The organism is Sporosarcina sp. P16b, assembly GCF_002743065.1.
Classification (GTDB): domain Bacteria; phylum Bacillota; class Bacilli; order Bacillales_A; family Planococcaceae; genus Sporosarcina.
This window is the reverse complement of the sequence record NZ_PDYO01000003.1, coordinates 45325-69772: the sequence shown is the minus strand read 5'-3', so window position 1 is coordinate 69772 and position 24448 is coordinate 45325. Positions and strand designations below refer to the sequence as shown.

At 43.4% G+C, this 24448-nt stretch carries 19 protein-coding genes and 2 riboswitches; of the genes, 10 read left to right on the top strand and 9 right to left on the bottom strand.

Features of this window, described 5'->3' with window-relative positions:
- Positions 1 to 4: 4 nt before the first annotated feature.
- The 3 genes from rbsD to CSV77_RS06035 are packed head-to-tail and all read right to left on the bottom strand — an operon-like array spanning position 5 to position 2246.
- Positions 5 to 394 carry a D-ribose pyranase gene (rbsD, locus tag CSV77_RS06045; protein ID WP_099672707.1) on the bottom strand — a complete coding sequence of 130 codons (390 nt, stop codon included), beginning with the start codon at positions 392 to 394 and terminating at the stop codon, positions 5 to 7.
- Complete coding sequence (gene rbsK, locus CSV77_RS06040; protein ID WP_099672706.1) at positions 391 to 1269, bottom strand: ribokinase; 879 nt, start codon at positions 1267 to 1269, stop codon at positions 391 to 393. The genes rbsD and rbsK overlap by 4 nt, the downstream gene beginning before the upstream one ends.
- Entirely contained in the window at positions 1269 to 2246 is a 978-nt protein-coding gene (locus CSV77_RS06035; protein WP_099672705.1) for a LacI family DNA-binding transcriptional regulator, read from the bottom strand. The genes rbsK and CSV77_RS06035 overlap by 1 nt, the downstream gene beginning before the upstream one ends.
- A gap of 478 nt (positions 2247 to 2724) precedes the next feature.
- Here CSV77_RS06035 and CSV77_RS06025 point away from each other — a divergent pair, with 478 nt between their 5' ends.
- Positions 2725 to 3045, top strand: a complete 321-nt coding sequence (locus tag CSV77_RS06025) for a GRAM domain-containing protein (protein ID WP_099672703.1) — start codon at positions 2725 to 2727, stop codon at positions 3043 to 3045.
- Positions 3046 to 3304: 259 nt separating this feature from the next.
- On the opposite strand, the gene CSV77_RS06020 is transcribed toward CSV77_RS06025, so the two are convergent.
- The 3 genes from CSV77_RS06020 to CSV77_RS06010 all read right to left on the bottom strand — a co-directional run bounded on the left by CSV77_RS06020 (position 3305) and on the right by CSV77_RS06010 (position 8516).
- A complete protein-coding gene (locus tag CSV77_RS06020; protein WP_099672702.1) occupies positions 3305 to 4288 on the bottom strand; it encodes a nuclease-related domain-containing protein in 984 nt (327 codons plus the stop codon).
- 562 nt (positions 4289 to 4850) lie between these two features.
- On the bottom strand, positions 4851 to 7907 hold the full coding sequence (locus CSV77_RS06015) for a YhgE/Pip domain-containing protein (protein ID WP_099672701.1): 3057 nt from the start codon (positions 7905 to 7907) through the stop codon (positions 4851 to 4853).
- Positions 7908 to 7946: 39 nt separating this feature from the next.
- Positions 7947 to 8516: a TetR/AcrR family transcriptional regulator gene (locus tag CSV77_RS06010; protein ID WP_099672700.1), complete on the bottom strand. Its 570-nt coding sequence runs from the start codon at positions 8514 to 8516 to the stop codon at positions 7947 to 7949.
- Positions 8517 to 8675: 159 nt separating this feature from the next.
- Positions 8676 to 8773, top strand: a riboswitch (TPP riboswitch).
- Between the two features lie 87 nt (positions 8774 to 8860).
- Between CSV77_RS06010 and CSV77_RS06005 the strand changes: the two genes are divergently transcribed.
- Genes CSV77_RS06005 through CSV77_RS05995 form a run of 3 tightly spaced genes read left to right on the top strand, consistent with a single transcriptional unit; the run spans position 8861 to position 11414 of the window.
- On the top strand, positions 8861 to 9628 hold the full coding sequence (locus tag CSV77_RS06005) for an ABC transporter ATP-binding protein (RefSeq protein ID WP_099672803.1): 768 nt from the start codon (positions 8861 to 8863) through the stop codon (positions 9626 to 9628).
- A complete protein-coding gene (locus tag CSV77_RS06000; protein WP_233212182.1) occupies positions 9625 to 10377 on the top strand; it encodes an ABC transporter permease in 753 nt (250 codons plus the stop codon). The genes CSV77_RS06005 and CSV77_RS06000 overlap by 4 nt, the downstream gene beginning before the upstream one ends.
- Positions 10374 to 11414, top strand: coding sequence for an ABC transporter substrate-binding protein (locus tag CSV77_RS05995; RefSeq protein WP_099672699.1), 1041 nt, complete (start codon positions 10374 to 10376; stop codon positions 11412 to 11414). The genes CSV77_RS06000 and CSV77_RS05995 overlap by 4 nt, the downstream gene beginning before the upstream one ends.
- A 67-nt stretch (positions 11415 to 11481) precedes the next feature.
- On the opposite strand, the gene CSV77_RS05990 is transcribed toward CSV77_RS05995, so the two are convergent.
- Entirely contained in the window at positions 11482 to 12996 is a 1515-nt protein-coding gene (locus tag CSV77_RS05990) for a S8 family peptidase (RefSeq protein ID WP_158232030.1), read from the bottom strand.
- A 286-nt stretch (positions 12997 to 13282) separates the two neighbouring features.
- Here CSV77_RS05990 and CSV77_RS05985 point away from each other — a divergent pair, with 286 nt between their 5' ends.
- A complete protein-coding gene (locus CSV77_RS05985) occupies positions 13283 to 14356 on the top strand; it encodes a YARHG domain-containing protein (protein ID WP_099672697.1) in 1074 nt (357 codons plus the stop codon).
- Between the two features lie 549 nt (positions 14357 to 14905).
- Here CSV77_RS05985 and CSV77_RS05975 read toward each other — a convergent pair.
- Both CSV77_RS05975 and grpE read right to left on the bottom strand, forming a co-directional pair.
- Positions 14906 to 16123 carry a tetratricopeptide repeat protein gene (locus tag CSV77_RS05975; protein ID WP_099672695.1) on the bottom strand — a complete coding sequence of 406 codons (1218 nt, stop codon included), beginning with the start codon at positions 16121 to 16123 and terminating at the stop codon, positions 14906 to 14908.
- Positions 16124 to 16207: 84 nt separating this feature from the next.
- Entirely contained in the window at positions 16208 to 16798 is a 591-nt protein-coding gene (gene grpE, locus CSV77_RS05970) for a nucleotide exchange factor GrpE (protein WP_158232029.1), read from the bottom strand.
- Between the two features lie 287 nt (positions 16799 to 17085).
- A riboswitch (Lysine riboswitch) is annotated at positions 17086 to 17263 on the top strand.
- Between the two features lie 115 nt (positions 17264 to 17378).
- Between grpE and dapA the strand changes: the two genes are divergently transcribed.
- From dapA to CSV77_RS05940, 5 genes are all read left to right on the top strand, one after another.
- Positions 17379 to 18272, top strand: a complete 894-nt coding sequence (gene dapA / locus CSV77_RS05965) for a 4-hydroxy-tetrahydrodipicolinate synthase (protein WP_099672693.1) — start codon at positions 17379 to 17381, stop codon at positions 18270 to 18272.
- 479 nt (positions 18273 to 18751) lie between these two features.
- On the top strand, positions 18752 to 20473 hold the full coding sequence (locus CSV77_RS05960) for a sigma 54-interacting transcriptional regulator (protein ID WP_099672692.1): 1722 nt from the start codon (positions 18752 to 18754) through the stop codon (positions 20471 to 20473).
- A 122-nt stretch (positions 20474 to 20595) separates the two neighbouring features.
- Positions 20596 to 21771, top strand: a complete 1176-nt coding sequence (locus CSV77_RS05955; RefSeq protein ID WP_099672691.1) for an iron-containing alcohol dehydrogenase — start codon at positions 20596 to 20598, stop codon at positions 21769 to 21771.
- A 33-nt stretch (positions 21772 to 21804) separates the two neighbouring features.
- Entirely contained in the window at positions 21805 to 23265 is a 1461-nt protein-coding gene (locus tag CSV77_RS05950; RefSeq protein WP_099672690.1) for a CoA-acylating methylmalonate-semialdehyde dehydrogenase, read from the top strand.
- A gap of 443 nt (positions 23266 to 23708) precedes the next feature.
- Positions 23709 to 24314 (top strand): transposase, encoded by a 606-nt coding sequence (locus tag CSV77_RS05940; protein ID WP_099672688.1) that lies wholly within the window; start codon positions 23709 to 23711, stop codon positions 24312 to 24314.
- The last annotated feature ends 134 nt before the right edge of the window (positions 24315 to 24448 follow it).

Sequence of the window (24448 nt, the reverse complement as noted above, 5' to 3'; positions counted from 1 at the left end):
ACTTTCAGAATATGACGCCTGACTGTACGATAATATTGGCATAAGGTGTCGCCTCTCCTGTACGAATAATAACTTTCGATTGTCTTGATTGTTCTTTTAATTGATCATGTGTTAGCTCATCTATCTGGCATTCTAGTCGTTTTATTTCACTATACACTGCAGGGTTCTCCACTTTTATTTCACTTGCAATATATACTTTTTCCGCTTGAAAGTCTCTCATAAGTTCCAATAAAACCTCTGTGAATCCTGGTTTTCCTAGTGTGTAAGAAAGATCGATGCACGGAACACCTTCAGGAATCGGCAGACCACAGTCTGCAATCGTCAATTGATCGGTGTGACCCATTTTAGCGAGCACAGCCGCAATATCGCGATTGATCATGCCGTGCTTTTTCATCGGCTTTCCTCCAAACGCACTTCCACTTCTTCAAATGAAGGCATGCCACCTTGTGCGCCGAACTTCTCTACGGAAAGTGAAGCTGCCGCATTCGCGAAACGAACTGCTCGTTCCAAGTCCATCCCGGCTACAATGCCATGTGCAAGTGCTCCGTTAAACGTATCACCAGCGCCTGTCGTGTCCACAGCATTCGTCTTAAAGCTTTCTACGATGACGTGTTTTTCTCCATCGAAGAATCGTGCACCGTTACTACCCAGCGTGATAATTAAACGGTTCGGATACTTTTCTAATGCACTGACCATATCCATGCCGAAGATCTGTTCACATTCCGTTTCATTCGGCGTCAAATAGGTAATGGAAGGCATCATGTCAAGTTCGAACCCGCTTGCCGGTGCTGGATTCAATATAACGGGAACTCCTAGCGCTTGGCACTTTGCTAATGTATAGATGACAGTAGGTATCGGAATTTCAAGTTGAAGCATGACCAATTGACTGCGCTTGATCAGGTCTTCTATCTCGTCAATATGAGTCGGCATCAACAAAGAATTGGCACCCGGAACGACAATTATCCGATTATCTCCTTCTGACAGCAATATATTCGCAATGCCCGAAGCTCCGTCTACAGTACCTACACCGGTGACGCCGACTTTATTCTGTTGAAGGTTTTTCACAATGCTCGTTCCAAATAGATCATTTCCCACGCAAGCTACCATATGCGTTTCACTGCCAAGTCGCGCCGCAGCAATTGCCTGATTCGCACCTTTCCCACCCGGCACGGTATCGAACACATTTCCAAGAACCGTCTCTCCTTGATCTGGGAAATTCTGTGTGCCCACTACCAAATCCATATTAGCGCTACCAATTACCGTTATCATCATGCCTCACTCCTCGTTGTTTGGCGAATAAGCAACTCTGCCGGGATTAGTACTTCACGCTCCGTCAACTCTTGCCCTTCAATTAATTTAATCAACATCCGCGCTGCCATCGCACCAATTCTATACAAGTCCTGCGCTACCGTCGTCAAGCCTGGTGTTAATTGGCTCGCAAGCATCGTTCCGTCATATCCAACGATTTGAAGCTGACTCGGTACATGAATACCTGCTGAATACGCAGCTTTCATTGCGCCTGCTGCCGTCACATCACTGCTCGCAAAAATTCCGTCAATCGATACTTCCGCCAATACCTTTTTCACCATGGTCTCCGCTACATCAAACTGGAATGGACATTCAATAATATGTGTATGTATATTTTCCCCCTTCACCGCATCATTGAACCCAGCAAATCGATCATCTGCAGGACCTAATCCGGAAGGTCCCCGCATGCAAAGAATGTTTTTACAGCCGCTATCCAATAAATGCGTCGTTCCTATCCGAGCACCTTCGCGGTTATCCGTCGCAATATAGGGTATTGATGAATGAATTCTCCGGTCAATTGCGACAATGGGAATATCCAGCCCTATATAATGTTCCGCTTCCGCATGACTCGTCGCGACAATGAAACCCGCCACATATTTCTGTTGCAGCGTCTTCACATAATTTATTTCCTTCTCCAAATCTTCATCCGAGTTACACAAAATCACCGTATATCCGTATGCCAACGCAACATCTTCAATCGCACGCGCCAGTTCCGGGAAAAACGGATTGACGATATCCGGAACAATTAAGCCAATAAACGTAGATTGTTTTGTACTAAGCGAACGCGCAATCATACTCGGCTGATAGTTCAACTCTTCAACCGCCTGTGCAATCACGCGTTTCGCCTCTTCACTTATGTATCCTTTATTATTTAAATAGCGTGAAACAGTCGCTACTGAAACCCCAGCAGCTTTAGCCACATCCCGTATATTTGCCAACTATTTCACCTACATTCTGTTCTATGTGGTACCGGTTACACATAATGATAACAGACGGAGTTTTTTAGTGTCAATAGAGAAGTAATTTTGGCTTCGGGCGTGGTTTATTGAGCGAATATTGGGTTAGATAGAGCGGGTGTTGGGGTGGATTGAGCGGGTGGCGCGGGCCATAGAGCGCTTGCGGACTTGGATTGAGCGGATAGCGCGGGTCATAGAGCGGGTGTTGGGGTGGAATGAGCGGATAGCGCGGGCCATAGAGCGCTTAAATCAACACATTGAGCGCGCGCGGACGTGGATTGAGCGGGTAGCGCAGGCCATAGAGCGCTTAGGTCAACACATTGAGCGCGCGCGGACATTGATTGAGCGGATAGCACGGGCAATAGAGCGCCTAAGCAAACCTAGATGTCTTGTCTATACATATCTATAGAGGTAAAATGAAAATAGAGTCATAGATAAAATCCATAGAGGAGAGATCTGCATGACGAATTCTCAAGAAAACGAAAAAGTTCAATACGAATTACCTGTGGACTTGCGTAAAAGTATAGATTACGTCAGTGGAAACTTATTTATCACCAATCAGCGTTTTATCTTCCAGCCACGCAATATGCATTTCCAAAGAGATATTTTGGAATTCGATATTGCCGACATCAATAATATTGACTCTTCGTACGTGTTGGGTATTGTGCCGAATGGAATTACGGTTGAGTTAAAAGATGGAACTCTGCATACATTTGTTTTAGAGAGTTCACTATTTGTGAAATGCGATGAGATTATCAAGACGGTTTGGGATTTGATGTAAATAGAATGAAGATTGAAAGAGCGGTTCGAATTGGTGAACTGCTCTTTTTGTTGAGCCGACTATGCATAAAAGCGCGGTATTAGACTAGTTTGGCGCGGTGTTATTCAACAGTAGCGCGGTCTTAGTGCCTAATGGCGCTTTTCATCTTTAACATGGCGCGATTAACTCATAATTTAGCGCTATCTTCAGCCTTAATTGCGCGGCTGAATACTTATTTCCACGTTCATTACACAGAAGAAAAGATACTTATAATTAATTTTTAGCTATGGATGAATTCATTCGTGAGGAGAATATCGGATGAAATACGATAAACTGCTGCGCGACCGCTTCCAGTAACACTAGTATTTGGTGTAGTCAGAAGACGGCGAGCAGTGTGCCGACTATTTATGGATAGGAATTGGCGTAGTTGGTTATTTGTTATATGGGGTCCAAAAATACAATACCAATCTTGTAGTGCAGGAAAGTGAGCTTTGAGATCACGATGACCACAATGAAGGCATCTCCACGTTTTTGACAGCCAAGTCATTTGGGAGTGCTGACAAGACGTACAAAAAACACCAGACTGTATATCAGACAAACTTACTTCATACTTCTTATGGAGGGGAAATGGATGAAAAACCCGATGCTGAATTTTGAGTTGATAAGCTAGTTGACGAATTTCTTCATTAGATAAAATAGTTTGTTGGTTTTCCAACCTCCTCAATCTATTGGGTACCTCATAAGCAAACACTACTTTGTCGGTTGCCAAATTCTCGATAATAAGTTCATTTTGATAAGCGAGAACTACAAAATCCAGAAGCGGTAACTCGATATCATGATCTTTCAACCACCGTGTCAAAAAATACTTTTTTCTTTCCAACTCTTCTATTGGACTTTTCAATACCAAACGATTGCCACTCAACTCTTCTTTAATAAACTGAGTAGGATTCTGTGTAATGAAAAGTTTACCGGCCATGTTTTTCACTTCAAAAACTATAATGGCACTCGGTGTTATTAATAGCGAATCGATTTGAAAATATACGTGATCATGCTGAAGATATAGATCATGAAGAATGGCATACGGATAATCTGGTTTAAACTCCCGCATCTGATAATCGAAATCTCTTTCTCCACCAAACCCAGCTTGGCTATTGTAACAGTCCTTCTGTAACTTCAAGAAGTTCGGATGGTTAGGACGTAGCCTCTTTAGCAACAATTGCTGACCAACTAAAATTTCAGGAACTTTCCTTTGCTTATAAATCAATACAAATTACCCCCTTTTTTGTTCCTATAAGTATAACAAGGAGGTAACCATTTGAGAACATCTGTGTGTTTTTTGAATTTCAGTGTTAAATTGAGGGGCACTTTTCAATTCTACTAGCATTTTGGGTAATGAAATTGAAAAGTTGACTTGATATGTATTCATGTAACGCCATATTTGATGAAAATAATTACGTTTACCTTACTAATTAGTGAACTTTTCTCACTTTTGCTGGCCATTTATGACGTGACACTTGTATGGGACATCAAAACAAGTAGAACTTTCAATGATAGGTAGCTGAATAGCGCGATGTGGCATGACTTTGGCGCGGTTTCAAGCGGCAATAGCGCGATGATGGATGACTTTGGCGCGGTCTAGACTGCTAATAGCGCGGTCTTCCTCAACTTTCGCGCGGTTTACGCTCCGAATAGCGCGGTCCGTCCCCATACACCCACTCCCACTACGTCCCCCTCCCCCGCCACCTCCCAAACCACAAAAAAGACTGCACCAAGAAGCCGTCACAACTAACATGACCCCCAGCGCAGTCTTTCTATCTATCTATCCATCACATCACAATATTGCTCTCCTTCGCCTTCTCCATAAACTTATCGCTCGACTTATTGAAAAACTTCTTCAATCCAAGCCCAACACCTAACGCCAATGCGAAATAGATAAGTAAATAAAGAATTTGTTTCAACGCGACTCCCCAGATTATCCCACCAATAGATTCACGCAATAAGGTGATGGCATGCGTGAATGGCATAAAGGCAGAAATCTGTTGGAAGAATTCTGGCGCCATCTGGATGGGGAATGTGCCCCCTGATGCACCGAGTTGCATGACCATTAAAATGATCGCGATGACTTTCCCGGTGTTACCGAATACAGACACGAGTGTGTAGACGATGGTAACGAATACGACGCTGATCAGTACACCGAATAATACAAATGGCAACTTGTTGACGACGTAGACATTCATGATGAATAACTCACCGAGCGTGACGATTAATGATTGAATTGTGCCAATCCCAGCGAAGATAATCAATCGTCCAAGATAGGTTTGATAGTTTTTAAATCGTGTCTTCTCTCGAATGTCGACTTTCAATGTAGACACCATCAACAACGCACCGACCCACAATGAAAGTGTCGTGTAGAACGGGCTCATGGCTGAACCGTAGTTTGGAATCGGATATAACGCATGTTCATTCAAGACAACGGGTTCAGCAAGAAACTTACTGACACCTGTCGGATCTGTTGAAAGAACATCCAATAATCTATCCAAGTCTCCGTCTTCTTCTAACTTGCGGATCTTTTCTGCTAACTTTTCAATTGTGTCTCGTGCTTCTGGGAAGTGTTGTTGCACTTTCGCCAAATCTTTTTTGCCAAGTGCCACGCCTTCTTCTGCCTTTTCAAGCGCAGTCCGCAGACGTGGAATCCGTCCGTTTACTTCATCCAATACGTCAGATACATCATACAATGCATTCGTTGCATCACGGATCGCGGATTTATACTTTCTCGTCAAATCACTATTGACGAAATCGATAGCCTCTCCAACTGAACGATCCAATTCTCCCGATACACGATCGACTTCAGCCAAATGCTTTTTGCCGTTCGCTTTTGATTCATTGATTCGACCCACTAAGCCGTCCACTGATGAATGGGCAGATGTCAGGCTGTCTTGAACCGTTTTGATTCGTTCGATTTCATTGGACAGTGTATCCGAATTAATAAATTTCTCAAGATCCGTTAATCCATTTTGGATGGAGCCAATTGCCGAAAGTCCGTTATCGATTCGGCCGACCATCGTTTGAAGTACACCAATTGTCACCTTGGGATCTTCCGTCGTTTCTAGCAATCCAGCAAGTTTCTCATCAATTTCTGTTTTTGAGGCTTGAAGTTCATTGAACCGATCGCGAAGTCCTTCATCGAAAGTTTGTAGTTGTTCCATAGCATCTTGAATTGCATTTTGGCTATTCGTATCGAATTGATTGCGTGCATCGACAATCTTCTGCTGGCTTGCCTGTAGCTGTCCGTTTAGTTGATTCAACAACTCGAGGCTCGGTTTCTCCCCTTTAGTAATAGCGGCTTGCACTTTATCAATGGCTTGTTTGGTCGACGATAATTGATCCCGTAACGCGATGAATCTCTGTTGCAAACCGTCAAGTTTGTCACTGCCTGTCACTTTACTTGCCGCTTCTAAAACAGAAATGACTGTATCCATTTTACCAATCTGACTTTCTATCGCAGTAGACATAGTGTCGAATTGCTCCTGGTATTTACTGAAGTCAATGGATTCACGCTTACCGATTAAGCTTTGAACGACTTTCTGTGCATTGCTGTTTACTTCAGTCGCGCGATTTAATATGCTCGTCATATTTACGGAAAGCTCATTCAACTGCTTCATGAGCTTTTGAGTTTGCGGTGATAATACATTTTCGTAATTGCCTTTAATTTTTTCCATATCTTCAGCGAGTTTGTCAGACAGCGCTTGTGTTTGCGTAATTAAATCAGTCGCTGGATTGTTACCGCTCTGCAAAGTAGAAATGATCGTTTCCAAATTCTTTTTCAGACGGTTTAAATCTGTGACGCTATCATTCAAAGTACTCTGCAAATCTTTAATGTTTGTAGATTCTTTAAGGTTCTGATCTTGTTTTTTCAAATAATCGTAAATATCATCTAAACGCGCATTCGTATCTTCCAACTTGCCTTGCTTATCACGTAGCGATTCGACAAGACGATCGACGTCTTCTCCTTTGCCTGACAGCTCGCTCGTTAAATTAGGTACTTTGCGAAATGCCGTCTGTGCACTCTCCAAATTAGACGTAATGACGCGCAACGTGTGATCCACAGCCTTTTCATTCTCTTGCAACTTATTGATCAAGCGTGCGTTCAACTTTTTCGCATTAGCATGCACGGCATTGACATCATCCAGCACGACATCTACGCGATCAATAGATGAATCGGCAAAATCCAAGCCTTTATCTACCATCTGTAATTTCGAATAAATTTCAGGAATGTCATATTCCAATTGATAAATTAAATCCCGTAGTTTTTCGATATTCACTCGATTTCCTTCAATTTCTACTCCGAGATTATTGAATACTTTGAGGACTGCTTCATTCGCTTGTTCGACGAATGTTTTGTCGATATTTTCTACAATAGCAGACGCGCCTTTGCCCGCTACTTTCGGGGAAATTGCATTGATTTTTTCATTAATATAATAATCCAATGATGGCTTTTTAATATCATCGGTTACGATACTGCTTAAATTCTCTGAGAAGTCTTCCGGAATAATGATCGCAGCATAGTAATCGCCGTGTTTCACGCCTTTTAACGCTTCATCTTTCGTTACAAACTGCCAGCCTAGATCGTCGTTCTTGGTCAGCGAGACGATGACTTCATCCCCGACATTGAATTCCTTATCCTCGATTTTTGCACCTACGTCTTCACTGACGACCGCGACTTCTACGCCTTTCGTATTGGAGTAGGGATCCCACGAAGCGAGGATGTTCATCCAAGCATAAAGGGAAGGGAGAAACGCAATCGCCGCAATGACAATGAGCGCGGCTTTATTCTTGGAGATATTCCGGAGATCCCGTCTGACTATGAACCAAATTTTATTCATCTAGTATAAACCCTCACTCTATATTCCGTCATTCGCACGTCACACTAATAAATTGGAGAAAATTGTATTGTTTAACACGTCCGTGATTTGCTTCTCCGTCAGCTGTTTGTCATGCGTTTTTGACCAATCGTTAACTAGTGCTACATAAGATTTGAATAAAAGATATGCAATCAGCTCGCTGTCACATGGCTTCAATTCTCCTTTTGCGACACCGCGATCAATCTTTCCAGCAATGAAATTCACTATTTCCTTCTCAATAGTAGTTAACACATCTCCTACAGCAGGTGTGCGCAACTCTTTCTCTTCTTCTATCAGTTTAATGAATAACTGATGCGTCTCGCGAAATTTCAGCAACTGCATAATACGCGCATGGGCATTCTCTTGAAAAGTCGCACCTTCTATAGCTGTCCGTTCAGAGATATCTTTCATTTCTTCAACCATTTTCCACACAATTGAATGAAATAATTCCTCTTTATTTGAGAAAAACGTATAGATCGTACCCTTTCCTACATTCGCTATCTTCGCTACCTGATCCATCGTCGTCGCTTTATAGCCAAACATCGAAAATGATTTTTCAGCCGCCAATATAATTTCTTCTCTTCGATCCATGAAGACACTCCCTTTAAAATGACCGAAATACCATTCCGGTCTGCTAGTCATTATATTACATAGATGACCAATTAAATGCAAGAGGTTTGCGGATTGTTACTAGAATAGTTACTAAATTGAAGTTGACTACTTTACTAGACTATGTAACGATAAGAGTTGGATAAACACTAGGGGTGCTTTAGCTGAGAAAGGCGTTCGCCTTAACCCTTGAACCTGCACTAGATAATGCTAGCGGAGGGAAGTGGACATATGACGGATTTTGGCCGTACTATGCAACCGCTTCGCACAGAGAAGTGGTTTTTTTGTGTGAATTTTTTGAAGAAATGAGAAGTGGTAAGAATATGATGAATAAAGTTTTAGAGTTTACGAATGTCTCTTTTCATTATCAAGCAACGAAAGCTTCGAAACCTACTGTTATTTTCGATCAAGTTGACTGGCACGTTAAAGAAGGCGAATTCGTTAGCATTATTGGACCAAGCGGGTATGGTAAAAGTACGTTATTCCGACTCGTCACCGGCCTTGAGAACCCTGACAGTGGGAAGATTTCATTGAACGGAGAAGTGACAATGGGGCGGCTAGGCAAGGTCGGCTATATGCCGCAGCAAGACTTACTCATGCCGTGGCGAACGATTCTAGAAAATGTTCAATTACCAGTAGAGCTTCAAGGACGCAAACCTTCTTCCGATGAAATCATCCAACTACTCGCTGACTTCGGACTAGCTGGAGAAGAAAACGCCTACCCTGGAAACTTATCCGGCGGGATGCGACAACGTGTTTCCTTTTTGCGAACGATCCTGACCGGCTCAAATATTTTATTATTGGACGAGCCATTCAGCGCACTGGACGCAATCACGCGGCTGACGATGCAAGAGTGGCTAATCGATCAATGGCAGAAACTCGATAAAACCATCGTCTTCATCACACATGATATCGACGAAGCTTTATTTCTATCCGATCGCATCTTTGTGCTCGCTGAAAAACCGGTGCAGACGATTCGCGAAGTCATCGTGCCTCTCAGCCGACCACGCACGACGCGGGACTTGGCACGCCCGGAACTGATGGAACTGAAAGAGCAACTCATCGGCGACCTTCGTTCGGAGGCGCGGCTATGAAGAAGATGACTTCGTATAGTTGGTCTATACTTTTCGTCGCGATCGTACTTGGCGTATGGGAAATTGCAGCACGTCTTTACGACAAAAGCTTCCTCTTCCCGTCCCCTTCTGCGATTCTGATCAGGTTATGGGAGCTGAAAACGGAGCTGTTTATCCACCACTTACCTCCGACTGCTTTAACTATTTTGATCGGCTTATCTATTTCGATCATCATCGGATCCACACTGGCGATTGCGATGTATAGTAAGAAGCCAATTGAGCAAGCGTTTTACCCTATTCTCATCGCGTCGCAAACGATTCCTGTCATTGCGCTCGCACCGATTTTTGTCTTGTGGTTCGGCTACAGCATTTGGAGTAAAGTCGCGGTCACCGTCCTCATTACTTTTTTCCCGATAACCGTCAGCGTTTTCGACGGCTTACGCTCTTCGGATAAAAACTTGCATGAATTAATGCGGACAATGGGCGCATCTTCAAAAGATATCTTCTATAAACTAGACCTACCTTCCGCTTTGCCATCATTCTTCTCCGGGCTCAAAGTGGCGGTTACACTTAGCGTAATCGGTGCAGCTATTGGAGAATGGCTAGGCGCTCAGGCAGGACTCGGGTATTTCAGCAGAAGAATGATGACGCAATTTGACAGTGCCGCCGTATTCGCACCGATCGTCTTGCTTTCTGCAGTAGGTATTATCTTCTTTCTACTCGTCGTCGTATTAGAAAAACACTTTTTACACTGGAGGAATCATCAATGAAAAAACGTCTGTTCCTTAGCATCATGTTTCTTCTGTTATTGCTAGCTGGATGTACGAAAGATACACCCCCTGCTAAACAAGAAGAAACACCTAGCAATGAAATGAAAAAAGTTAGTATCATGCTCGACTGGTATCCGAATGCCGTACATAGTTATCTATATGTAGCGCAGGAAAAAGGCTATTTTAATGAAGAAAATGTGGAGGTAGACATTCAATTTCCTGCCAATCCGACCGATCCAATGAACTTGACTGCAGCGGGAAAAGTGACACTTGGACTGTATTACCAACCCGATGTCATTTTAGCGCAAGCAAATGAAGATATTCCGGTTAAAGCGATTGCCTCCATCGTGCGTGAGCCGCTTAATTACACCGTCATGCTGGAAGAAAGCTCGATTCAATCACCTAAAGACCTTGAAGGGAAAACTATCGGCTATCCCGGGATTCCACTGAACGAATCGTTGATTAAAACGATGGTGTCGAATGACGGGGGCGATTACGACAAAGTACATATGATCGACGTCGGATTTGAACTGGAATCTTCACTCGTTTCAAAACGCGTCGATGCCGTGACGGGAACATTTATTAATCACGAAGTGCCTGTCATGGACTCAAAAGGATTCAAAACACGCTACTTTAATCCGGTAGACTATGGCGTGCCGAATTATAGTGAAATCGTGTTATTGACGAGTGATGATACTTGGGATAAAGAACAAGACGCGATCCAGGCTTTCTGGCGAGCAGCACAAAAAGGCTATGAATTTATGGTAGAACAGCCCGAAGAAGCACTCGACCTCTTGCTGAACAACCAAGATCAAGCAAACTTCCCGTTGGACAAAGCAATCGAAACGGAAAGCTTACAAATTCTATTGCCTAAGATGGATACACACGGTGAAGCTTTTGGCGCTCTGGATGAAACTTCGTGGGAAGATGTACGGGACTGGCTCCATGAAATGGAAATGATCAAGACGAAACCTGAAGTGGACGATATGATCTTAGATATTAGTACGGATGAAATGTTTTCTAAAGTAACGAAGTAAAGTACACAAAAGGCTATTGCGGGCGTCTCCATGACTGATCGCAATAGCCTTTTTCGATTGTATGTGATTAGTCAGGATATACGGTAAACATCACAGCAAAGGACTTCTTCATTGCAATCCCATTTTTATTCTGTAGCCCTCGATCCACACGTAAATAATGAACACCTGGCTGCCATTCTGTAGTTGGTGTAATGAATAATTGCTTACTATTCATAGGATCCACTCTCGCTGTAAAACTTTCGATACGTTCTGCACTGTTTGGCTTACGGGTAATAAAAATATGTGGAGCATACTCTTTTCCAAGTGACAATTCGCTCGTAAATTTGATTGTGAATACTTTATTCGGTAGTACTTTCAACTCTGGAAAATCACCGGTAAATTCATTCGGTGAAGTAGGTGTAGTGATAGCAGGCAACGCGTTGCTAAGTCGTTCTATATTGACTAAACCCGCACCGAAATAAATATCTTTACCCGGTGCCCCTAAGTCAGTCGCTGTCATTTCAAGTAGCCTACTAATCTCAGCAGGCGTTGCTTCCGGCTTCAAAGACTTCACTAAAGACGCGGCGCCTGCTACCATAGGTCCTGAAAAAGAGGTTCCACTGACTGATATATAGCTATTATTGATTGATGTTGTATTGATTGCCACGCCTGGCGCAACTAAGCTAACGTGAGAGTTATAGTTTGAAAAAGAAGCGCGCTGATTATCTCTTTCCGTTGCCCCAACTGAAATGACAGATGGATAAGACGCGGGAAACATGATGGAATTCCCCTTTGTTGCATCGTTTCCTGCAGACGCAACGACCGTGATACCCGATTCCACTGCACGCTGAATCGCCTTTTCCTCGAATTGGGAAAATTGGCTACCCCCGTAACTCATGTTGATCACATCGACTTGCTTTAGGATGGCGTAATCAATCGCCTTGATACTATCCGACACTTTACTAAGACCGTCCAGGTGCGAGATTTTCAACGGCAATACTTTGGTGTCATATCCTCCCGCAATTCCCACTCCTCCTAGATTATTCCCAGCCTTAGAGGCAATGACTCCCGCGACAGCCGTTCCATGACCGTTGACGTCCTGAACATTCGAATTATCTGCGTAGAAATTATAACCGCCTGGCTGAATTCGCCCCTGTAAGTCTTCATGATATAGATCAATGCCAGAATCAATGACGGCTACGACAGTCTTTTTCTTTTGCTCTTGCACTCTAGACCACATCAACTGCGGCTTCATTTGTGGAATCCACCACTGCTTTACAAGAATAGGATCATTAAATACGACATGCGAATAACGCGCATGATTCGTTTCAACATGCAAGACGTTTGGATCTGCAAGAAGTTGTTCCTTCATGAATAACATTTCTGCTGAATCTGTAAAACTCCATAACTCCACTTCGTCTGTGATTATTTCACGACTTTCTACACCTGGTAAGTTTCCGTCTACTGAAAATGCCTGGCGAGTTTCTTCATACTCTACCAATAATTCATGTGAAACGGCTTCTGCACTGACGATCCCTTGAAATCCAAGTACTGCCAACAACCCAATACATACCATCAAAAGTATACGATGCTGTCCTTTCATTCGCGCCTCTTTTCTTCCCTGCCACACTTTAGCAATATGGGAATCTTTTAAACCATTATAACTCACCATTTACCATCTTCATACATCCTATACGTTAGATAGGACTACTTTACATGACGAATTTTGAAACATCCTCTTCCCTGCATATTCCGCGCCTTACTTCCTTTATGCAACAGACTTCCTTACATCTAGAATAATCCCGTCAATCATAGTATAATCTTCACTACATTGGTATCTATACTCGCATTCAAAAGATAGAACCATAGCATGAAGTAGGAGAATTCACATGAAAAAATGTCCGATATGTAATGAACTGAATAGAAAACAGCAAGAGTACTGCACAAACTGCAAAGCGTTTCTCGTATCACGCAATTTGAATAAAAAACGGTCGTTACTGAAAACCCCATTGTATCCGATTGTATTACTAGTTATTGTGCTAGCCGCGATTACAAGCTATTACGCTATGGAAACAAAATACGGTCGAAAGGCAACAACAGAGCACTTCATTTCAGCGCTGATCGAGCAAGATCAAGACGCATTGCATGAATTGATTGTGCCGAAAGATAGTCGTATTTCGATTAATGCAGAAAGTATTCAAGCATTGCTTACATTGGTTGAGAAAAATCCTTCTATCGTTCAAGTAATAGAAACCAATTTAAAAGAAAAGACCGACGAAGGCATGTTCTCTATGCATGTAACAGGAAAGCGATTCGGCCTCTTCCCCCACTATACGATCAATCCGGCGGGCTATATTCTTAAGGTGAAATCTATCGGGGAAGAAACCGTACTATCGATCCACGATACTGAGATAGGCTATATCAAAAAAAGTAATGAACAAGCAGAATTCGGCCCGTATATGGCAGGGATTTACCCTATCAAAATGACTACAACTTTACAGGACGAAAGCGTACGTGAAGAAATTCAAGCGAATGTATTCGGCGCGAAGCAATCGGTTCACCTCACTTTTGATTCCATCAAAGAATTAGCCATCGAAACTAACGTGGAAACCGACAATGATTTACCAGTCGTACAAAACGACGTCGTGAAGGACGAACCTGTCGAAACCGTTATTGTCAAAGAAGTAATTAAAGAAGTTCCAGCTGGCGATTCAAACGACCAGTTCATCATCTCGTATAGCGGTGACGTGTTCCTCGACACATCTGATCTCAAAGGACTGTCAAAAGAAGAATTGCGTTTAGCCCGCAATGAAATTTATGCACGGCACGGCTATATATTCAAATCAAAAGAACTGCAAAACTACTTTGGCTCACAGTCTTGGTACGAACCGAACCCATCCTTTGACGGAAAGATGACCGAGTGGGAGAAACATAATATTGAGTTGATTCAATCACTGGAATAACAGAAGGAGCAATCCGCGAAGTTAGTTGACTTCGCGGATTGCTCCTGTTTTTGTGGTTTGGGTGGATTGGCGCGGTTTGGCGTGGGAATAGCGCGGTATGGATGCACAATGGCGCGGTCTGCACTGACTTTAGCGCGGTGTGGACGCACAATGGCGCGGTCCGCCCTAACTTTAGCGCGATGCGGACACCCAATTGCGCGGTCCGCCCTGACTTTGGCGCGATGCTGACACGGAATTGCGCGGTATGCCCCGACTTTAGCGCGATGCGGACACCCAATTGCGCGGTCTACCCTGACATTAGCGCGGTATGGACGCACAATGGCGCGGTCCGCCCTGACTTTAGCGCGGTATGGACGCACAATGGCGCGGTCCACCCTAACTTTAGCGCGGTGCGGGCGCTCAATTGCGCGGTCTACCCTGACATTAGCGCGGTATGGACGCACAATGGCGCGGTCTGCCCTGACTTTAGCGCGGTATGGACACACAATAGCGCGGTCCACCCCAACTTTAGCGCGGTATTCACACACAACCGCCCGACCCCAAGCCAACTCAGCTAGCCGCCTCTTCTTCCTCCCCACTCTCACCCTCCACTACCAACTTCTTCATTGCCCTCGCTTCATAAGTCACCCAATCTTCATTCGACTTATGAATCAATTCATCCAGAATCGACACAGCTTGAGTCTCCTTGCCAAGCTGCCACAAAGCGCGGCTTTCTTGAAGACGGATACCTTCTCGATAAGGTGATTCCTGATAATTCACATCTTGTTCTTGTCGGAAAGCTTTCGCGATTTCCACTACATCTTCATATTTCTGCTCACGCAAATAACTCGAAGCTAGGAAGTACGAGGCATCATCCGTAAAGTAATCACTTTCTTCCGTACGTACAGCATATTCCAAATACGCAACTGCTGCTGGGAAGTCTTCTTTTAAAAATTGCCTGTAGCCTTCATTATAATACGTTTTTGCCGCTTCATTTGAAACAAATTCAAGCTCTGCTTCTTCTGTAGGTTTTGTGACTACCTTTTCAACCGGCTTTTCTTTCTTCGGCACATCCTCCATAATAACCGGCTTTTTCACCGCTGCTGTAGTTGGCGACTCCGTTGCGGTTTCAGGCTGTGCAAAGAGATTGGCTAATAACCAGACGACGAATACCAACAGGACAGTCGCAACACTAGCAAGGAATACTACCGCCTCTTTTTTCAGCTTGCGCTTTCGCTTAGGCTTTGGAACCGGTCGTGGGATATCTGGACGCGGAGGTTCTGCCGCCACGACACGTTTAATTGTCGGATCATCAAGCGCATACAAAGGTAACCCCGCCGTATAGCGAGATAATGTGCCACTTTCATAACGTGCCAACAAGACCGTTTTCATACGATATAATTCAATTGGGATGGGTAATTTTCCTGCTAGTTGCATCGCGTGATCTATGATATGTAACGCTTTTTCGCCAAATCCTAGCTGAATTTCCGATACTGCATCGTTATATTTAGCGATGATCTGCGTATACGTATCCCAATTGTCGGTAATCGTTTGTTGTAACTTGACGGCATGTAGCTCCTCGCTATCTAGTTCCTTCAAGTAGGCCAATGCCACATGCAAATTTCCGACCTTGCTCTCAAGCAATGCTTTATGCCACAGAATCTGCTTGCGGCTCACATTTAGCTTTTCCAGTTCACGTATCGTATCAAGCGCTAATGTGTAACGTTTCTGTCGTATTTCTTGTTGCATTTGTTGAATCAGCATGGGAACGTTAGTGAATGAACTCATTGAATCACCTCCACCTACTAAACGGGCGTACGTAGTGACTCACCCATTGATCAATTGTTATGCTCGTCATACACGTTCCCCCTTTTACGAAACCGTTTTCACTAGTGCATCTTGAATGACTTGACCTTCTATTGAAAAGGCTCTGCGGAATACAGCCGCCACTTTAAAACGCTCAATCCCTTGCGCTTCTTCTTCGGGTATTGTGCCAACCGCTTCCATATAGCTTTCATCGAAATACTCATCGTACACCGGCAACTCTGTTATGCCGATTTCTTCAAGTAACAGATGCGCTTGATCCATCACTGCATCCAACTGTGCGATCAAATCGACCGATTCAGGATCAACCGTTTGACGTACGTCTTCAAATAAACTATAGATTTGCACTGCACGTTTAGCCATTTGAACGCGGTCTTCCCGTGCTTCATCTTGCAAACGCGTTATGGCCTCGTCTACGGGCAAAACAGCTTGATTGCTTTCGAACAATTCTTCTAGAGAACGAAAACTCGTCGATGTAAATTGCTGAAATTGCTTTAAATCTTCTTGCGTGACAGGCTTCTCGATAGGATCTACTTCGAAATCATCAATCGTAATTTTCTCCAACTGTAATAATTCTTTATCTAGTATACGCTGTAACTCTTCCGGCCTGTTATTCGCGGACTCATGTATAGTACTCATCGAATTCCCCTTTTCAGAAAACATATGTAATGCATAAATCAAGCAAGAAAAGCCCAGTTTACTCTTAGGCTATTATACTGATAAGATAGCACTTTTTGGAGGCTAACACAATACTGGGCGATGAATTGTCGAAGGAATGAGGCGACTTCAGTACACTTGTAGACGCATTGTTGCACGATGTGTCATTGATAGACAAAACATTCATCTAGAAAACTTATGGTTGCTATTTCTTCAGATACCAAGTACAGTAGGAATAATTAAACTTTCACTTATTTCGATAATTCGGAAATAAGGATAGAGGCGCAAAAACCATTAGTACGCAATCAGAGGATCATGAGGTCCTGTGAAGATTGTGGAAAGGGGAATTTGCCGAAGCGGCGAGACTCTCATGACCTCCAAGCTGATTCTGGACTGAACAAGTGCAGGATTGTCATATGGGAAACTGTATGGTGGGCTATCTCGTGCAAAGAAATAATTCATTATTTCAACGCAACAGCGAGCCTTCGTTGTTGCTTTTTGCGTTCAATTATATCGCCCCCACCTCTATGTTTTTTAATAAAATGATAGGATGTGGAGAATAATGAATTTCGGATCAATTATGACAGCGATGGTAACTCCGTTTGATGAAAGAGGAGACATCGATTACCCAGCAACAAAAACCTTAATCAATCACTTACTAGCCAATGGAACAGACGCACTAGTTGTCGCAGGTACGACAGGAGAATCCCCTACTCTAACCGCACAAGAAAAAGTGGATCTATTCAAATTTACCGTGCAAACAGTTGCAGGCCGTGCGCCGGTTATTGCAGGTACAGGAACGAACAGTACAAGAGAATCCATTGACTTGACGATCCAAGCGGAAGAAGCTGGCGTCGACGGAATCATGCTCGTTGTCCCGTACTATAATAAGCCTTGTCAAGAAGGGTTGTACCAGCACTTCAAGACGGTTGCCCAAACGACTACATTACCGATCATGCTGTACAATATCCCGGGACGTAGCGCTGTGAACATGTTGCCGGAAACGATTATCCGACTGGCTAACAACGTATCGAATATTACTTCTGTCAAAGAAGCGAGTGGTGACCTAGAAGCCGTAGCTGCGATTATCGAACATACTGGAGATGACTTCTTTGTCTACACAGGTGATGACGCGTCTACACTTCCTGTACTAGCTATTGGCGGCACGGGCATCGTGTCGGTTTCTGCTCATATTATAGGAAATGAAATGGCGGAAATGGTGCGCCACTTCAAAACTGGCAATACAAAGCAAGCCGCGACCATCTACCGTGGTCTATTGCCAATCATGCAAGCGATGTTTGCTGCACCGAACCCTTCTCCAACGAAAGCCGCGTTGAATTTGATGGGCGTACCGGTTGGTGGCGTTCGTTTACCGATGATGGCGTTACCTAACGAACAAGTAGAATCGTTGAAAGATCTTCTAGCGCTTCGAAACCAGACTGCAATCGGTCTTTGATTGACATAGAGAAAATACTTTTAGCTGCTGCGAGACGCCCATGTCATTTGGTCGTCTTGCGGCGGCTTTTTGGGTACCAGGCTTTTTTGGTACCAGGTCCCCACACAATTCTCACACAATTCACTTGGGGATGGTACCAGGTCCTCACACAATTCTCGCACAATTCAAATCCCAAAATACATAGAAATCGCAATCATCAACTGTAATAGCGGCAAAGATTCAATTCTTCAAACGGAAAATAGGAATCATTTGCACTTTCTGTTTTCTAACTACCATTCTTCTACTACGTCACCTGATCCTTATCTGGATACACAATTTCGTACAGAGTTTTCCGAATTGTTTTCAAGTTGTGTGGGGACCTGGTACCTCTTCCCCCTCATCTCTTCCCTCCCCTTCCCGAATTGTGTGGGGACCTGGTACCTCTTTTGAGCTATAATGAAGCAACACAAAGTAAAATAGATATCTTTCTGGAGGCTCTCATGTTTAAAGACACATTTATTGATACACTCATACAATTTGAAAGCGATAAAAAGTGGATGTCTGTAGCCAATTGGATGAATGAAAACCCGACAGTCATTCAAGCTGATAAAACATTGCTCGAAGCGGCTAAAGTTCTGAAGGAATTGAAAGTCGAGTTTCTTCCGGTTGTCGATTCGCACCATAGACCGATTGGCATGATGACTCTCCATCATGTACTCGAAGCATTCGTCAATGGGCACGACAAGCATATATTGCTTGAGACGATGTTGCCAATGCCAGTAGCGGAAGTGGATGAACAGACATTGCTGAGTGAACTTCCTTTTGACTCCAACGATGCTCGTATCTTTGTTGTGAAAAATCAACAAGGCGAACTCACTGGTCTATTAACCCAAAAGGAAATTTTCAAAGGACTGTCAGCATTAATGGAAAGTTATATACAGAATGAAAAAGTTTCGGATATTTTAACTGTCATACTTGAAAAAGCGTTTGAAGGAATTGCTGTCGTAGACGAAAAGGGGATGATTATTGAATTCAATAATGCATATAGTAAATTTACAGGCGTTCCCCGATCAAAGGCAATCGGAAGGCATGTAACAGACATCATCGAGAACACCAATTTACATGAAACCGTCCAAAAAGGGATGCCCGAAAGAGGCGTTCTACAAAATATACAAGGACAGGACATGGTCGTGCATCGAATCCCTGTCTGGAAGAACGGCAAAGTAGTCGCAGCCATTGGAATGCTGATCTTTGAAGGGGTTTCGGATATTTATCGAATCTATGAACGACTGCAATTGCAGAAAGTCATGAACGATACAGAACTCCCTCCCCTGTCATCCGAAGGCTTTTCGAGTCTTAATCAAATTATCGGAACGAGTGAAGCAATATCCGACTTAAAAAGAAAAGCTCGGACTGCCGCACGAACGCAAGCCGTAGTTTTATTATCAGGAGAAAAAGGCACGGGGAAAAACGCTTTCGCAGAAAGTATTCATCAGTTAAGCCCCCTCGCCTCCAAACCATTCACGATCATTCACTGTGCGGTACAGGGACCGAAAAAAGTGGAGGAACGGCTTTTCGGTAAGGGGGGAATTCTCACTTCCAGAGAGCCGAGCACACTGTACTTGCAAGATATAGATCGGTTATCCATGACGATTCAAATGAAGTTACTGGCCTTTTTAAAACAAGCCCCAGACGACTTTGCTATTCAACTCATTATTTCTTCTACACAGAATTTGCATGAATTAGCGGAAAGAGACTCGTTCAGTTCAGAGTTATACGCTCAATTAAATCCACTGCAACTATCTATTCCGCCACTACGCAACAGGAAAGAAGATATCCCGTACTTACTGTCGCATTATATGCAGGAAGTTTGTTTTTCCCATAAAATAGCCGAGAAGTCTTTCACAACGTCAGCTATTTCCTGCTTAATGAATTACCAATGGAAAGACAATATCGAAGAATTGATTGATGTGGTAGAAGACTTAGTTAGTGTAGTGGACTCCGCTAGTATCGACGTGACAGACTTGCCAAAAACGATTCTAGATCAACAAAGTATCTATACTTTGGAAACCGTCAGAGAAAAACAAGGCGTGGAAGAAAAAAAGATGATTCTTGATTTATTGGAGAAAACAGAAGGCAATAAGTCAAAGACTGCCGAGCTACTTGGAATTCATAGAACAACTTTATACAAAAAATTAAAAAAATTTAATATCTTGACCTGAGTGTAGCGCGAATGCTACACTCAGTTTATTAATAAAAGTGTAGCCTCAACGCTACACTTTTATTTTACTCTTTTCAAAAGCACTACTCTAGTACAAATAATAGTAGATGAGGAGCTGACTGAATGGGATCTTGCAAAACGTTTCATATGCCGTCGACGATATTGTATCAACAACATGCTTTTGCACAGGTTGGTGAAAGAGCAGTAGTTCTCGGTAAAAAAGCATTGATCATCAGTGATCAAATCATGCAGACGCTCGGTTACGTTGCCAATTGCCAAGATAAATTATCGGAACATTCCGTTAATAGTGTCGTTTTTCTTGGTGTAGCCTCTGAACCAAATGACCAATATGTAGAAGAGGCATTGCAATTGTATCAAGACGAAAAGTGTGACTTAATCATTTCATTGGGTGGCGGAAGCTGTATCGATACAGCGAAAGCGGTTGCAGTCGTCGCGACTAACGGGGGAAATATTGAAGAGTACGTAGGCATGAAGAAAATTGCGCACATCACACCTGTACCTCATATCGCCATTCCGACTACTGCAGGAACCGGTTCAGAAGCAACTGACGTAACAGTGATCACAAATTCGGCAACGACTGTCAAGATGATGATTAAACAACCTGCTTTCATGCCGAATATAGCCATCGTCGATCCGTTGCTGACTCTCTCATCTCCGCAAAAGGTCACAGCTGCGACGGGTGTAGACGCACTGAGTCATGCGATTGAAGCCTACATATCCAAAAAGTCTCATCCGATGACAGATATGATGGCTTTGTCGGCAATCCAGTTAATTTCAAAGAACTTGCAAGCAGCATTCACGGACGGTCAAAATATTGAAGCGCGAGAAGGCATGTCACTCGCTGCCCTCCAAGCTGGCAGTGCTTTTTCCAATGCATCTGTCTGTTTAGTCCATGGCATGTCCCGACCTATTGGTGCTCTATTTGATGTACCGCACGGTTTCTCGAATGCGATGCTATTGCCTGCCATACTGGAATATAGCAAAGATTCATGTATTGACAGACTGGCAGATATCGGTAGAATCTTTTCTCCCGAAGCATCGAAATTATCAGATGAAGATGCTGCAGACATTGCAGTACAATCCGTGAAAAACTTATGCAAATCATTAGATATGCCGAATCTCGAAAAATGGGGAATCCCTCGCAAAGAATTTGTAAGCGTTCTCACTAAGATGTCAAAAGACGCAATCGATAGCGGGAGTCCCAGCAATAATCCTAAAACACCTTCACAAGAGACCATTGAGGACTTGTATCAAGTATGTTATGAATACCAATTTTAATTTGACACATCATTACACTAGGAGGTCATTTATATGACTACGAATTCGACACTAACAGTACAAAACTATATTAACGGTGAATGGGTATCTGCTTCGACTGATCAGACAGAGCCTGTATTTAATCCTGCAACTGGAGAGATAGTGGCAAATGTTCCAATCTCGACAAAAGAAGATTTAGATACTGCAGTACAAGCTGCAAATGAGGCATTCGTTACGTGGAAAGAAGTAGCCGTTCCACGTCGCGCACGTATTCTCTTCAAATACCAACAACTATTAGTGGAAAACTGGGATGAACTCGCTAGAATCATCACTGTCGAAAACGGAAAGAACTTTACCGAAGCGCACGGTGAAGTACTGCGCGGAATTGAATGTGTAGAATTTGCTACAGGTGCCCCTACTTTGATGATGGGCGATAACTTACCGTCCATCGCGGTAGGTTTGGAATCCGGAACGTATCGCTATCCGATTGGCGTCATCGGTGGGATCACACCCTTTAACTTCCCGATGATGGTACCTTGCTGGATGTTCCCGATGGCCATCGCAACAGGTAATACATTTGTACTCAAGCCATCCGAGCGCACACCTATGCTAGCAAACCGCTTAGCTGAACTACTTGAAGAAGCTGGCTTACCTAAAGGTGTCTTTAATATTGTACACGGTGCACATGACGTAGTGAATGGCATGCTAGATCACGAACAAGTCGCTGCCATTTCATTCGTGGGATCTCAGCCTGTTGCCGAGTACGTGTACAAGCGTGGAACAGACAACTTAAAACGCGTGCAAGCACTCGCAGGAGCAAAAAACCACTCCATCGTATTAAAAGATGCGAACTTAGACAATGCCGCCACACAAATTATCAACGCAGCGTTCGGTTCAGCAGGTGAACGTTGTATGGCTTGTTCAGTCGTTGCGGTTGAAGATGCGATTGCGGATGAATTCGTTGAAACATTACGCAACAGAGCGAATGAACTGACAATCGGAAACGGTTTAGATGAAGGTATTTTCCTAGGGCCTGTTATTCGCGACGCACATAAAGAAAAAACAGAGCAATACATCGCAACAGGAGAAAATGAAGGTGCTACTCTGATTCGCGACGGTAGAGAAGACAGCGCAGCTAAAGGAAAAGGATACTTTGTCGGCCCGACGATCTTTGATCATGTAACGAGCGAAATGAAGATTTGGCAAGACGAAATTTTCGCACCTGTTTTATCGATCAGCCGCGTTAAAAACTTGGATGAAGCGATCCAATTATCAAACAAATCCAAGTTCGCTAACGGTGCTTGTATCTTTACAAAAGACGGCGGAAATGTGCGTAACTTCCGCGAAAACATCGATGCCGGAATGCTCGGATTAAATATCGGCGTCCCTGCACCGATGGCCTTCTTCCCGTTCTCCGGTTGGAAAGATTCCTTCTATGGTGATCTTCATGCGAACGGTAAAGACGGACTGAATTTCTATACACGCCAGAAAGTACTTACAGGTCGTTGGGAATAAAGATTTTGTGGGGATGGTGGGGATGTGGGATGGTACCGGTGGGGACTGGTGGTGGACGGTACCAGGTCCCCACACAATTCCCACGCAATTCGTGGGGACGGTACCAGGTCCCCACACAATTCTCACACAATTCGTGGGAATGGTACCAGGTCCCCACACAATTCTCACACAATTTGGGGATGGTACCAGGTCCCCACACAATTCTCGCACAATTCACTTGGGGATGGTACCAGGTCCTCACACAATTCTCGCACAATTCAAATCCCAAAATACATAGAAATTGAAATCATCTACTGTAATAACGGCAAAGATTCAATTCTTCAAACTCGCAACAGGATTCGTATGCACTTTCTGTTTTCCAAAATTCAATTTCGCCCTTTTGACCAAAATGAAACTTCTCCTCTATACTCAATAGATTCACAACCAACTAGGAGGAGAGATCAATGGCAAGACGTAAACGGAATTGGCGACCGAATGCATACTACCATGTCGTTATGCGCGGCAATAACAGACAGAATATCTACGCTACCGAAGAGGATATGCTACATGTGATGCGATGTATAGGTCATGCATCGATCGATTACCATTTTACTATTGTTGCGTTCTGTATCATGACAAATCATTATCACATTCTACTTCAATCTGAAGACAACCTATCCAACATCATGCGGCATATCAATCGGAAATACAGCGATTATTACGCTAAACGTTACGACTATGTTGGACAGCTTTATCAAGGTAGATATTATTCTAAGGAAGTAAAATCTACTTATGCTATGCTGGCCGTAAGCCGCTATATTCACCGAAATCCGATTGCAACAAAAACACCTATGGTCAAACATTTGGCTGAATACCCATTTAGTACATTCCCCAACTACCATTCTTCTACTCCGTCACCTTATCCTTATCTGGATACATCAAAACTCCCGGACTGCCTACCTCCACCATTCGAGAAAACCACAGCAGCTTACGTTACTTATTGTTTGATGGAAACAGAAGAAATATTGAATATCTACAATAGTCGTGACATTCTAGAAGTGCCTACGTAACTCTATTAAAAGAAATTCTGATACTACCACATTCAGATTTATCTGAATAGTTCTTGAATTGTGTGGGGACCTGGTACCGTTTAAACACCTTCTTCCTGAAAGACAGAAAGAAGGTGTTTTACATACTGTAGTAT